Source organism: Methanococcus aeolicus Nankai-3, assembly GCF_000017185.1.
In the GTDB taxonomy this organism is placed as follows: Archaea; AGJL01; Methanococci; order Methanococcales; family Methanococcaceae; genus Methanofervidicoccus; species Methanofervidicoccus aeolicus.
Genome location: NC_009635.1, coordinates 279,138 through 292,741 on the forward strand (window position 1 = coordinate 279,138; position 13,604 = coordinate 292,741).

At 32.0% G+C, this 13,604-nt stretch carries 15 protein-coding genes, 1 tRNA gene and 1 pseudogene; 14 read left to right on the forward strand and 3 right to left on the reverse strand.

The genetic code is table 11. The annotated features are described in order from the left end of the window. Nucleotides 1-230 precede the first annotated feature (230 nt). Nucleotides 231-677, reverse strand: a complete 447-nt coding sequence (locus tag MAEO_RS01260) for a universal stress protein (protein ID WP_011972974.1) — start codon at nucleotides 675-677, stop codon at nucleotides 231-233. Between the two features lie 405 nt (nucleotides 678-1,082). On the opposite strand from MAEO_RS01260, the gene MAEO_RS01265 reads away from it, so the two are divergent. Next, nucleotides 1,083-1,892, forward strand: a complete 810-nt coding sequence (locus MAEO_RS01265; protein WP_232202529.1) for an SPFH domain-containing protein — start codon at nucleotides 1,083-1,085, stop codon at nucleotides 1,890-1,892. A gap of 124 nt (nucleotides 1,893-2,016) precedes the next feature. Here the strand turns inward: MAEO_RS01265 and MAEO_RS01270 are convergent, their stop codons facing one another. Then, nucleotides 2,017-2,535, reverse strand: a complete 519-nt coding sequence (locus MAEO_RS01270; RefSeq protein ID WP_011972976.1) for a nicotinamide-nucleotide adenylyltransferase — start codon at nucleotides 2,533-2,535, stop codon at nucleotides 2,017-2,019. A gap of 144 nt (nucleotides 2,536-2,679) precedes the next feature. On the opposite strand from MAEO_RS01270, the gene MAEO_RS01275 reads away from it, so the two are divergent. Then, nucleotides 2,680-2,764, forward strand: a tRNA-Ser gene (locus MAEO_RS01275). 355 nt (nucleotides 2,765-3,119) lie between these two features. Here MAEO_RS01275 and MAEO_RS08130 read toward each other — a convergent pair. Then, nucleotides 3,120-3,329, reverse strand: coding sequence for a tyrosine-type recombinase/integrase (locus MAEO_RS08130; protein ID WP_157196847.1), 210 nt, complete (start codon nucleotides 3,327-3,329; stop codon nucleotides 3,120-3,122). A gap of 651 nt (nucleotides 3,330-3,980) precedes the next feature. On the opposite strand from MAEO_RS08130, the gene MAEO_RS01280 reads away from it, so the two are divergent. The 12 genes and pseudogenes from MAEO_RS01280 (at nucleotide 3,981) to MAEO_RS01335 (ending at nucleotide 13,592) form a co-directional block, all read left to right on the forward strand. Beyond that, entirely contained in the window at nucleotides 3,981-4,640 is a 660-nt protein-coding gene (locus tag MAEO_RS01280; RefSeq protein WP_011972977.1) for a flagellin, read from the forward strand. 130 nt (nucleotides 4,641-4,770) lie between these two features. Continuing rightward, nucleotides 4,771-5,331: pseudogene (locus MAEO_RS08160) on the forward strand (archaellin/type IV pilin N-terminal domain-containing protein); the annotation flags it as partial. Between the two features lie 780 nt (nucleotides 5,332-6,111). Further along, the gene (locus tag MAEO_RS01290) at nucleotides 6,112-6,756 is read left to right on the forward strand and encodes a flagellin (RefSeq protein ID WP_011972979.1); all 645 of its coding nucleotides are present in this window, start codon (nucleotides 6,112-6,114) and stop codon (nucleotides 6,754-6,756) included. 58 nt (nucleotides 6,757-6,814) lie between these two features. Then, nucleotides 6,815-7,459, forward strand: a complete 645-nt coding sequence (locus tag MAEO_RS01295; RefSeq protein ID WP_011972980.1) for a flagellin — start codon at nucleotides 6,815-6,817, stop codon at nucleotides 7,457-7,459. A 58-nt stretch (nucleotides 7,460-7,517) separates the two neighbouring features. Continuing rightward, on the forward strand, nucleotides 7,518-8,162 hold the full coding sequence (locus tag MAEO_RS01300; protein WP_011972981.1) for a flagellin: 645 nt from the start codon (nucleotides 7,518-7,520) through the stop codon (nucleotides 8,160-8,162). 192 nt (nucleotides 8,163-8,354) lie between these two features. Then, nucleotides 8,355-8,900, forward strand: coding sequence for a flagella accessory protein C (locus tag MAEO_RS01305; RefSeq protein ID WP_011972982.1), 546 nt, complete (start codon nucleotides 8,355-8,357; stop codon nucleotides 8,898-8,900). Between the two features lie 10 nt (nucleotides 8,901-8,910). Then, on the forward strand, nucleotides 8,911-9,780 hold the full coding sequence (locus MAEO_RS01310; protein ID WP_232202530.1) for a FlaD/FlaE family flagellar protein: 870 nt from the start codon (nucleotides 8,911-8,913) through the stop codon (nucleotides 9,778-9,780). A 31-nt stretch (nucleotides 9,781-9,811) separates the two neighbouring features. Next, a complete protein-coding gene (locus MAEO_RS01315) occupies nucleotides 9,812-10,222 on the forward strand; it encodes a FlaD/FlaE family flagellar protein (RefSeq protein ID WP_011972984.1) in 411 nt (136 codons plus the stop codon). After that, on the forward strand, nucleotides 10,200-10,619 hold the full coding sequence (locus tag MAEO_RS01320) for a flagellar protein F (protein WP_232202531.1): 420 nt from the start codon (nucleotides 10,200-10,202) through the stop codon (nucleotides 10,617-10,619). The genes MAEO_RS01315 and MAEO_RS01320 overlap by 23 nt, the downstream gene beginning before the upstream one ends. A gap of 130 nt (nucleotides 10,620-10,749) precedes the next feature. Beyond that, nucleotides 10,750-11,205 (forward strand): flagellar protein G, encoded by a 456-nt coding sequence (locus MAEO_RS01325; RefSeq protein WP_011972986.1) that lies wholly within the window; start codon nucleotides 10,750-10,752, stop codon nucleotides 11,203-11,205. A gap of 17 nt (nucleotides 11,206-11,222) precedes the next feature. Next, nucleotides 11,223-11,915, forward strand: a complete 693-nt coding sequence (locus MAEO_RS01330; RefSeq protein WP_011972987.1) for an ATPase domain-containing protein — start codon at nucleotides 11,223-11,225, stop codon at nucleotides 11,913-11,915. A gap of 45 nt (nucleotides 11,916-11,960) precedes the next feature. Continuing rightward, nucleotides 11,961-13,592, forward strand: coding sequence for a type II/IV secretion system ATPase subunit (locus MAEO_RS01335; protein ID WP_011972988.1), 1,632 nt, complete (start codon nucleotides 11,961-11,963; stop codon nucleotides 13,590-13,592). The last annotated feature ends 12 nt before the right edge of the window (nucleotides 13,593-13,604 follow it).

Here is a 13,604-nt window from a genome sequence, read left to right on the forward strand (position 1 = left end):
TAGCTTTAATAGGATCTCTAAATTTTCCTCTGAAAAATTTATACGACCTTAAAAACTCCTCCGGAATTTTGGGTCGTAAAAACTCCTCCGGAATTTTGAGATCGTAAAAATCGCTTTGCGATTTTGAGACGGTTTAGTGAAAAAGACCGAAGATTGACTATATTCGTGGGAGTAGGTCTTGATAAAATATATAATTAAAAATAATATTTAAATAGTTATTAAATAATAATTTATTCTTCTTTATCTGTCTTTTTTACCAAAAGCACCGGACAATGTGCCTTTTTACTAACTTTTTCGGCAACACTTCCAAGTAATATTTTATCTAAACCAGATTTTCCAGTGGTCCCTATGACAATTAAATCTATTTTTTCGTTTTCGGCATATTTTACTATTTCATTTGATGGACTACCTTCAAGAACTTTGGAAGTCATATTTACGCCCATTTCCTTGGCCATTTTTTCTATTTTTTGTAAGGCTTCCATTCCTTCTTCTTCCAATATCTCTTTCATACTCTCCCAAAGTCCTTCCGTAGGAAGTCCTACAAATGGAACAATATCCACAACATATACTGCATGAACCTTTGAATTCATTGCCTTTGCTATTTCAAGAGCCTGATTTGCGGCTTCTAATGAAACAGCAGAACTATCTGTTGGAACTAATATCTTTTCGTATGGCATACATCACACCTATTTTTTCCTTTTATTATTTCGTTCGGGAGCTCCTGTATTAACCCTAACGAATACATATATTGGCGAACATTCTATTAATTTCTATTAATTATTTTGAACATATATAAACAATTTTTTGGATCTCTAAAATCACAAAGTGATTTTATATGGTCACTGGAATTCAAAAATCTTTGATTTTTGTAGATTTTCCGGTTCCACTCAAAAACATACCACATATTTTAAATTTTATATATTTCATTATATTGTCATATATTTATAGTATATTTTATATTGTCATATATTTATAGTATATTCTATATATTTTATTTATCATATATCTTATTTATATCTTATTCACATATTGGCGTTTATGTATCTTATTATCTAATTTTTTTTAATTTATATGGTGATATATTGGCAAATTATAGGATTATAATAATACTGGGTGTTGTATTAATGGGGGCTTCGCTTTTCTCCTCCTATTATATTATAGATAGCACCGAAGTAGGAATTGTAAAAACATTTGGGAAAGTAAATCCTGAACCAGTAGAATCAGGCATACATTTTAAAATTCCGATTGTACAGGATGTTGTAAGAATGAATATTTATGAAAAAAATATGGATATGGTTGAAAATAACGGAAATGCCGTTAAAGTTCTTACGCGAGAGGGGCTCCCCGTGGTTATTGATTTATCTGTGCAATATAAAATAAATCCAAAATATGCACCAGAATTATATTTAAGTGTTAAAAATCCAGAACCATGGATGACCAGTAGAATAAGGGCAAAGGTTAGAGATATAATTTCAGAATATAGCACTGATGAGCTTTACGGAGAGAAACGAACAGAGGTTCAGCAAAAAATAAACACAGAAATTGATAAAGAATTTAATGATAAAGGCATAATAGTTACAGCAGTTCTTATTAGAAATATTGACCTTCCCCAACAGGTTGAACAGGCAATTGAGCGAAAAATGAAATCTAAGCAAGAAGCTGAACAGATGAAATATGAAGTTCAAAGAGCCAAAACAGAGGCCGAAAAGAAAATCGTAGAGGCACAAGGGCAGGCGAATGCTACAAGAATATTGGCAAAAGCAATAAGGGAAAATCCCGAAATATTAGAGTATAAGAAATTAGATGCTTTAAAAGAGATGGCCTCAAATGATAATAAGGTATTTATTGTGCCGAGCTCTAATGATTTGATATTAAATGTAGATAATAAATAAAGTCCTTTTTATTATATTTATATATACATTAATTTTCTATTTTTAAATTATTTTAAATATATATTATTTTAGTTAATTTATTAGTTATAATACAGGAGCTCCGAAATATTACGGTTATTTTTATTTATTCTATGATATCATAATCTTTCATATTTAGCCTTTTTATTCTATTTTCTCCATCTATTTCGTCAATAACATTTATCACACCATTTGGTATGAGATGCTTCCAATCTTCATTATTTATTATTCTTTTTCTTATTTCAGTTCCAGAATATTCTGTTCTATTATATAATTTTGGTTTTCTAACCTCATATCCTTTTTCTTCAAATAATTCTTTCACAAGAGCATTTCCAGAATATACGATATCAAAAGGGGGAGTTAATGCCTCTACATATGATACCCACACAGCATTAAATTCTATATCTTTAATTGGTATTACATAATATGGGAAATTATACTTTTTGAGGGATTTTATTATCATCATAATTCTTTCCCCTGCTGTAAATGGATTATCAAGGGAATGACTTTTTTGAGCACTTCCTATGCCAATAATAATTTCATCTACTTCATTAGATATTTCCTTAATGATTGACAGATGTCCATTATGAAATGGTTGCCATCTTCCTATGATAAGAGCTCTCAATTTTTCACCAGATTTAATAGATAATATGATAATATATTATATATGATTTAAAGATTTGGGAATGTCTAGAGGTATGGGGGAGCTCCTAGAATTAAAATCGAAAAGTATATATAGTAGGTTGCCCATCTTAAAATAGTGAGTAGTGCGGAGATGGCCCAGTCTGGTACGGCGCGGGACTGCTAATCCCGTTGGGCTTTGCCCAACCCGAGTTCAAATCTCGGTCTCCGCGTTTTATTTTTAAGACTATTTTATGCTTTTTTAAGACTATTTTAGTGTTTTCACATTACGGGACTAAGTCCCGCAATGTCAATTGGAACTGTAATTAGTAATATGCGGGATTGATATATTTTTTTAAAATTAAATTATTCTTTTAACATTTTTTGTTTTCTTTCCCTGGGATGAGTATAATATAAAGTAGTATCTATTTTTTATGCCTCGTGTAATCTATTACAATTTCAATAGAAAACCCACTATCTAAAAGAGCAACTGCTCTACCATGCCGTAATGAGTGGAGAACTATTTTTTATTTTTTGGGGGTTTTGATTCCTCCTTTAATTCTTTTACAGTTTTTCTAAAAACTTCACTTATCCCTCCGTTGTTATTCTTTCTCCCATGTGGTTTTGAAATATATAATCTTCTTCTCCTTGATTGAGGTTATATTTTATATAATCAACCAGTGCATTTAATGTATCCTCCGAGTATACACCATCCCTTTCTACTTTTCCTTTTGTATTTTTTATTTTAAAAACACCTTCCTTTAAATCTACATCCGGTTTTAAATTTATACTTTGGATAGCCTACAACCAGTATTCCACAATATCCTAATAATATTGTGTGAATTAAAAAATTTGACTCTAGGATTTTGTTTTTTAAAATTAGTTCCTGTGGTTTTGAGGTGAAATATTTCCCTTCATCGCCGATTTTAAGGGAGCTCCCCAAATTTATGGCATGGTATTTGTTCTATTTTTAGGATAATAATGCCGCCATTATTGTTTAATTTGATTATTTCCTTATATTTCATAATTTCACCCAATGAATTTCATTAACATATTCTTTTCCTCTTACTGCACCTATTAAATGTTCTATTTTATTAATCTGTTTCATTTTTTTCTTGATACATATCTTCCGACATATTATCTCGTTTCATATTATTACGGCCATTTCCATTACATTAATGCCAACATCAATTCCCATGCCTTATTTTTACATGTTTCTTCCGAATACGCGCCCTTATCAGTAGTAGTATTTTAGGTTGTGTTTTATTTTTTTGATTAAAAAATTATGGGAAATTATATATATCTTAAAAATATAATTATTATATTGTATAACATATGTTTACATATGTGTGTATGGCATGGAGGTGATGATAGGTAAAAATAACAAGAGGAAATATTAAGAGAGGTAAATTCACTAAAACTATAACTTTTAAAAGTAGAGGGCAAAACATGAATCTGGAGCACTTTAGTTTTCTAAAAAATAAAAAAGGTGCTATGGGCATAGGTACATTAATTATATTTATCGCTATGGTATTAGTTGCAGCAGTTGCAGCAAGTGTGTTAATTAACACAAGCGGATTTTTGCAACAAAAAGCATCTTCCACAGGTAAAGAAAGCACCGAACAGGTAGCTAGTGGAATACAAATATTACAAATTAGTGGTATGCATAATACTACTCACATGAATAATTCTGCAATATATGTCACACCAAATGCAGGTAGTTCAGCAATTGATTTAAGCCAGTCTATTATTATTTTGGCAAGTGGTACATCAGAAAGAACTATTAGTTATAATATTTCAAAGGCACAAAGTTATGATTCAATAACAACTGGCGGTTCAGTATTTGGGTCACCAGTATGGGATAACCTAACTTCAAAAGACTTTGGCATAATTGTAATAGTAGATTCAGATGGATCATGCCAAAATATTACCCCAGTTATAAATAAAGGAGACCTTGTAGTATTGGCATTGAATACCGCAGATATGGATATGACTCCTCGGACAATTGTAACTGGTTTAGTAAGGCCAGAGTTCGGAGCTCCGGGTGTGATATCATATATGACGCCTGCGACATATATTAATGATGTAACTGTGGTAAGGCTCCAATAATGTGGTAATGCAGTATTGAAGTATCATTGGCGTATAAATATCTAAAAGCCAGAGTTCGGAGCTCCTGTAATTGGGGCCTACAATATATATTATATATGCCAATATTGTCATTAAAAATAGGGGTAATATTATGAAAATCCTTGAATTTTTAAAAAATAAAAAAGGTGCCATGGGCATAGGTACATTAATTATATTTATTGCCATGGTATTAGTTGCAGCAGTTGCAGCAAGTGTGTTAATTAACACAAGCGGATTTTTGCAGCAAAAAGCATCTTCCACAGGTAAAGAAAGCACCGAACAGGTAGCTGGTGGATTATTATGTTATGGGGTACGAGGACATATTTTCAAAAGTGGTAATATATTTTATGATTTAGATAAAATGGTAATGTATATTTCACCAAATTCCGGAAGTGCTCCAATTGATTTAAAAGAATCTAAATTGTTCTTAACATACGATGGTAAAAGCGTAGTATTGAAATACAGTGACATAATATCTGCTACTGATGGAAGTCAGGATGTATTCAGTTTGACAAATGGATTTGCCATAAACTATTCAAATGTAACACATCCTGTAACAACTACAAATCTTATAGACGATGTGTCATCTGCTTTTGAAATAAATTATACTGGGGCAACTCACCCAACAACAACTACAACACTTATAAATGGTACCGTAGATAAGATCAATATAACATCAAATAATGCTAATTTACTAACTATATTCAACGGTCTAAGAGTAGGGGACATAGTGACTATGGATACCAATGCTACCAATTGGACACCCACAACAGCTACCGACGCCACTGTAGTAAGTGTAACAAATCTCGGTACTGGAGATTATGAAGTCATCATGAACTTCTCAACTAATGTGGTAAATGATGCATCCACTACAACAATATTGCCAAATACTGACTGGGTAAAACTCAATGGATCGGCATATGTGGATAAAATTAAAATTGCCACAACCAATTCAAAGTTAAAAACAGTATTGAAAGGATTATCTGCGGGAGATTCTGTAACTGTATTATCCAATAATACAATAACTTCAGAAAATACAACCACAGTAGATAGTATATCATATGATGGTACCACATTTACAGTTATTATGAATTTCGCGAATTATACTATAATATCTGCTAATGCAACATTGGGTACATCAGACTGGGTAAAACTCAACGGAACAGCAGTATGGGGAGGAGCAGACGACAAATCATTCTTGATAGCCCCATTACAAGATAATGATAACTCGGTAGTAAATGGAGGAGTTATCAACAAAGGAGACTTTGTAGCAATACTTGTAAATTCAGAGGCGGCATTTGATACAGAAATTCCCGAAAGAACAAGAGTTTTAGCTAGATTCCAACCAGAGTTCGGAGCTCCTGCGGTCGTAGATTTCACTACGCCGATTGCATACACCAAAGAAATCATGGAATTACAGTAATTACCTTAAATTATTTAAGAGGCACATATTATGAAAATCCTTGAATTTTTAAAAAATAAAAAAGGTGCCATGGGCATAGGTACATTAATTATATTTATTGCCATGGTATTAGTTGCAGCAGTTGCAGCAAGTGTGTTAATTAACACAAGCGGATTTTTGCAACAAAAAGCATCTTCCACAGGTAAAGAAAGCACCGAACAGGTAGCTAGTGGACTCGAGATATTACAGGTTACGGGTTTGCATAATAATACCAACATAAATAAAACTGCAATATACATTTCACCAAATGCAGGTAGTTCAGCAATTGATTTGGGTGAAACTGTTACAATGATATCAGACGGAACCTCAGAAAGAATGACTAACTATAATTCTTCCCAGTATGATACATTAGTAACTGGCGGTTCAGTATTCACTTCGGCTGCATGGACAAATTTAAGTAGTAATGATTTCGGTATAATTGTAATTCAAGATGCAGATGGATCATGTCAAGCTGCTACTCCAGTTATAAATAAAGGAGACATTGTAGTAATTGCATTAAATACCGAAGGATTAAGTATGGGGACAAGGTCAATTATAACAGGTTCAGTAAGGCCAGAATTTGGAGCCCCTGGTATAATATCCTTTACAACGCCTTCAACATACTTAGAAACAGTTCAAATTGTGAGCCTCCAATAAGGGGCCCACAATATATATTATATATGCCAATATCGTCATTAAAAATAGAGGTAATATTATGAAAATCCTTGAATTTTTAAAAAATAAAAAAGGTGCCATGGGCATAGGTACATTAATTATATTTATTGCCATGGTATTGGTTGCAGCAGTTGCAGCAAGTGTGTTAATTAACACAAGCGGATTTTTGCAACAAAAAGCATCTTCCACAGGTAAAGAAAGCACCGAACAGGTAGCTAGTGGACTCGAGATATTACAGGTTACGGGTTTGCATAATAATACCAACATAAATAAAACTGCAATATACATTTCACCAAATGCAGGTAGTTCAGCAATTGATTTGGGTGAAACTGTTACAATGATATCAGACGGAACCTCAGAAAGAATGACTAACTATAATTCTTCCCAGTACGCTACATTAACAACTGGCGGTTCAGTATTCGATTCGACTGCATGGACAAATTTAAATAGTAATGATTTCGGTATAATTGTAATTCAAGATGCAGATGGATCATGCCAAAATATTACCCCCGTTATAAATAAAGGAGACATTGTAGTAATTGCATTAAATACCGAAGGATTAAATATGGGGACAAGGTCAATTATAACAGGTTCAGTAAGGCCAGAATTTGGAGCCCCTGGTATAATATCCTTTACAACGCCTTCAACATACTTAGAAACAGTTCAAATTGTGAGCCTCCAATAAGGGGCCCACAATATATATTATATATGCCAATATCGTCATTAAAAATAGGGGTAATATTATGAAAATCCTTGAATTTTTAAAAAATAAAAAAGGTGCCATGGGCATAGGTACATTAATTATATTTATTGCCATGGTATTAGTTGCAGCAGTTGCAGCAAGTGTGTTAATTAACACAAGCGGATTTTTGCAACAAAAAGCATCTTCCACAGGTAAAGAAAGCACCGAACAGGTAGCTAGTGGACTCGAGATATTACAGGTTACAGGTGTGCATAATAATACCAACATAAATAAAACTGCAATATACATTTCACCAAATGCAGGTAGTTCAGCAATTGATTTGGGTGAAACTGTTACAATGATATCAGACGGAACCTCAGAAAGAATGACTAACTATAATTCTTCCCAGTACGCTACATTAACAACTGGCGGTTCAGTATTCGATTCGACTGCATGGACAAATTTAAATAGTAATGATTTCGGTATAATTGTAATTCAAGATGCAGATGGATCATGCCAAAATATTACCCCCGTTATAAATAAAGGAGACATTGTAGTAATTGCATTAAATACCGAAGGATTAAATATGGGGACAAGGTCAATTATAACAGGTTCAGTAAGGCCAGAATTTGGAGCCCCTGGTATAATATCCTTTACAACGCCTTCAACATACTTAGACACAGTTAAAATTGTGAGCCTACAATAATTATTTAATAATATTTATATATTTTTTTCTTAATTATATTTTAATTTCATGACATCAAATATAACTTAATTATTTTAAATCCGATGAATATTGCGGGTTAACTATATAATAACTATATGGCAGGTATTCCAATATCATTTAATAAGAATAAATAAAAGAACCAATACTAGTAGGGGGCAGTGGTGAAAACATATGCCAATATCCAATATGATCAATAAAATAAAAAACATATTTGCCAAAGATAAAACTAGGAATAATCCCCCTAGGAATAAATCCGAGGAAGAAGAAAATGAATTATGGAATGAAGAGGAGGAGATAAACCCAACATCTGAAACAGAAGAACTTCTTGCCAGAACAGGGGAACTTGAATCAAAAATTCCAAGATTGGAAATGACAATTACAAGCCTAAAAAAAGAGAATGATGAATTAAGAGATAGCATCCATAAAATAAATGAAAATTTTCAAGATGTTATGTCACTTTATGAGGTGGTTTCAAATCAGGTAAATCCATTTATAGGCACTTCAAAAATTACCTCAAATACTATTGAAAATATAGAGAAATTGGAAAATGAGACGGAATATCTTAAAACTAAAGTAGAAGGGTTGCATAATGATATTGTATGTCTCGCTGACTTATATTTAAAGCAATATGATGTAGATTTGGATGAAATTATCGAAGATATATTAATAGATGAAGAAGTCTCCAAAATAATATCAGGGGATGATTTAAATGGATAATGAGAACACTATGCCTCCGAATATGGAGGATTATTTAACCGAAGATGAAGTGGAAGAATATTTAGATGGATTAAATACTAAAATTCCAACATTTATGGTAGAATTGCTAAGAAAAAATCTAAGAGATAAAAAATTAAATAAAGATCAATTGGACAGGATTGTGGATCGGGTTTTTAATATATATATGGGTAAAAAACCAGAAGACAAAAAAATAAAAGAACTAAATAATAAACTTAATGAATTATCTAGTAAATTGGATGCATTACTTAAACTTGCTACAATATCCTCCGCGACCAAGATTTCTAGCGAACTTGAAGAAGAATTAAATGAAAAAGGACAGGGCAAAGATGGAGAAATCGATGTTCAAGATGCGATATTATCCGATTCTGAACACATTGCAATAAATTCAGACGATGCAGACAGGGTAGATGAATCGTCTGACAAAAATATGGTATTGGGTAACGAAAAAGATTTATCAATAGTCCGTAGTAAAAATAAGGTGCAAGGTACATATAAACTTGAGAGTCTATCTGAGGATCCGCTGTCCACTGTTTTGGCATTTAAATGGATTGAATTTTTAGCAGGTCGGGTCGGCATAAATAATTTAATGAATATGTTAGACTATTATCATGATCTCAAATGGATATCAGAAGATGTTGTAGCTCGATTGATAAAAATATCTAAAACTATGGAATACTTAACTGAAGAAAATAATAAAATTGACGAAGTTGTTAATAAAATGGTACCTGAAGATCATATCGTTTCAATACTTTATGTTGAAAAATTAGCTGGTCGGACAATATCTGCTGATGAATTAGAGCATATAGATAGGGAAGTAAGTAAGATTAAACAATGGGTTAATGAATTACAAAATATATAAACATCAATGAGTATTATGGAGGTGCATAATTATGAATACCCCAGTAGCATTATCTTCATTATTGTTTGAAACACGACAAGTAACCAAGTTGAGAGATATTCCGGAAGACCCGATATCTATAATATATACATTAAAATGGTTAGACTATTTATCCGAGAGGGTTAGCACCTCAAATGTGTCAAATGCTGTAAAAATATATTATAATTTAGGTTGGATATCTGATGAAGTAGTATTGCAATTATTAACATATTTAAAAGGAATTAAAAAAGATAACTACGATTTGAAAGATAATTCATGCAAACTTACAATAACTGATCATCTGGTTTCATTACTATTTATTGAAAGAATAAATGGTAAAAAAACATCTGGTGAAACACTCGATACAATAGAGTGGGAAATAAGAAAAATAAAAGAGGGGGTTGAACAATCATATGGGATTTAGTTCAATTGCTGGATTTTTGGTATTGATATCGACATTATTGGCATGTTCATTATATCTGTATGATAATGTGGACTCAAGCCTGACTGAAATAAATAGTGCATATTCTGAATATATCGAACATTTGAGCGATAAATCAGATGAAAAATTAATAATAACTTCGGTCGTGGGTGTTGATGGTAATATATATATTAATGTGTTAAATAATGGCTCATTAACTAATGAACCATATAAATGGACAGCATTATACAATGGTACTCCAAAAGGAATTAGCATCGATTCAAATATAACATACCTAACTCCATTAAATAATGTGACCATTACAATAATAGGGACGGCCCCTGCCAGGATATGTATTGTGTCAGAATATGGAAATAAATATTATTATTATTTAAATTAATAAATATTCATGGTAAATATTTATATTTATATTTACTTATTTATTCTTAGAGTTATTTTAACTTAAAAATATAAATACCCATATAATTAATATATTTTAAGATAACTTCGCCTGTTCGGTAGGTGATTTAATGGCATCTAATACATTCTCGGAAATTATTATGTTTGTTGTTGTTTTAATAATTGCCGCCTCAGTTTCGGGAATTCTTGTGGCCAATACTCACCAAATATCATTAGGTATGGCTACTAAGGGAGAGGTAATCTCGTCTAAATTATCCAATATTTTTGAAATTATCAATGATCCAGAAAATATTCCCAGAAATGAAAGCACCGGCATTATTTCAATATATATAAAAAACACGGGGAAAACACCATTTGTATTTAATTCTGGGGTTACAACCGTTCTTATTGATGGAGATATTAAAACAATAAATTATATGACTGCAATAAGTAGTGCCTCAAATGAAATGTTAGATCCGTCGAAAATTGGTAGAATCGATGTTGAATACAATACTACTGGATATCATAGGTTAAAAGTAGTTTCTGAATACGGTGGAGCCCGAACATTGAAAATGCATATCCAATGAGTATATTTGGTGGTTTTATGAAAATTGCAGAAATTAAAATTGATAGGGATGATGTTCACAAGAGATTGGGCGGAGGCATACCTTGGGGGAGCATAATTCTTATTGAGGGGGAAGAATCCACAGGGAAATCAATCATCTCTCAAAGACTTACTTATGGATTTCTACAAAATAACCACTCTGTCGTATATATCTCAACACAGTTAACAACCACGGAGTATTTGAAACAAACTAGGTCTTTGAATTATGACATGAACAAAAAACTTTTATATGGTGATATTTTATATATTCCCGTATATCCATTACTATCGCACAATATTCGAAGAGAAAACTTCATAGATAAAATTATGAGTACTAAACTATTCTATGAAAAAGATATAATTATATTTGATACATTATCTTCACTTATATTAAATGATGTAAGTGATATAACTACGCATGATTTAGTGGCTTTTTTTAAAAGAATTGTGGGTATGAATAAGATTATAATTTATACCATTAATCCAAAAGAACTTTCTGAATCCATGTTGCTATTACTGCGGACTGCAGCAACAGTAATATTTAAAACTGAAATTTATTCATTTGGGAATAATATTAAAAATATGATTAAAATTGAAAAATACAATTTAGCCCTAGGACCATTTCAAAAAAGCATAATATACCGAGTGGATCCGAAAATAGGTATTGCAGTGGAAATATCCTCCATAGCATAATTTATACACAAAACTTACCTTAATACTAGATGTATGGGTGGCGAGATGGAAGATGAATTTAATATAATGATGAACAATAATCCACATTTAAAAGAATATGTAGATAAATTTAAAAAAAAATATAAGAATATCCCTGTATTTAATGCGACATTGTCAGGAGAGTTAAAGGAAGAAATATACCCCAATATAATTTACCCCATAGGAGACCCATTATTTATTCATATATACGGAGCTCCCAAAATTAGTACGACATATAATGTCATAGAACCACGGTTAATGCCTGATGAAATAAGGGCATATAAATCAATAATGGATAAGATTTTAGAATATGCTCCTTATGAAGAGGCCCCCGAGGATGATGAAGAATTTGAAAAAATAATTGAAAAATTGTTTAAAAGATCAACTAAAATAGTTAATAGTAAAAATAACAAAAAAAGCCTTTTTAACCATCTAATTGGTGGAAAGATAAAAATTACACAGGATGAATTTTATAAATATGATTATTTATTAAAAAGAGATTTGGTGGGAATAGGTGTTCTTGAACCCATTAAACGAGATCCGTATATTGAAGATATACATATAATTGGTTCACATAATTGTCAGCTTATCCATAAATTATTTGATTTACTGCCTACAAATATATATTGGAACGATGATTTAGAACTTTTTAGTTATCTAAAAAATTTATGTGAGCGAATCGGAAGGCCTGTTTCTGATGCAACCCCCATTATTGATGGTTCTCTTCCTGATGGTTCAAGGTTAAATCTATTATATTCTAGTGATATTTCATTAAAGGGGCCCTCATTTACTATTCGAAAATTTACGGATATTCCTATAAGTATAACTCAAATTATAAATTGGGGAACCATGTCGGCAAGAATTGCAGCATATTTGTGGTTATGCATGGAATACGGTATGAGTGTATTTATATGTGGTGAGACTGCATCAGGTAAAACCACAACATTAAATGCAATATTGCCATTTATTAAACCCAAATCAAAGATATTTTCTTGTGAGGATACTTCAGAGGTTAAACCTCCGCAGCCAGTATGGCAGCAGCTACTTACAAGGGAAAGAGGACCCGAAGAAAGTAGGGTTACATTATTTGATTTATTGAGGGCCGCTTTACGGTCTAGGCCTAATTATATTATTGTAGGGGAGATAAGGAGTATTGAAGGTGCCGTAGCATTCCAGGCAATGCAAACAGGACACCCCGTTCTGTCAACATTTCATGCTGCAAGTGTTAGGAAAATGATTCAGCGATTAAATGGGAATCCAATTAATATCCCATTAACATTTATGGATAATTTAAATGTAACACTTTTCCAATTGGCAGTATATAATAAAGGAAAATTTTTAAGGAGAGTTGTAAGTATTGAGGAACTTGAAGGATATTCAAAATACGCAGAGGGAATTGTAACTAGGGGAGTTTTTGAATGGGACCCACAGCTTGATAGGCATAATTTTACAGGATTAAATAACAGCTATATTCTCGAAGATAAAATTGCAACGGTTGCAGGTTATGATGACCCCCGGGAGATATACGAAGAACTGGATTTAAGGACAAGAATATTGGAAGAAATGGTATCTAGAAATATTTTTGGATATGATGAAGTAGTAAAAATAATATGGGATTTCTATAAAGAAGGTTTGGACGGCCTTCCATTCCCGATCTAAAATAATTGGGGT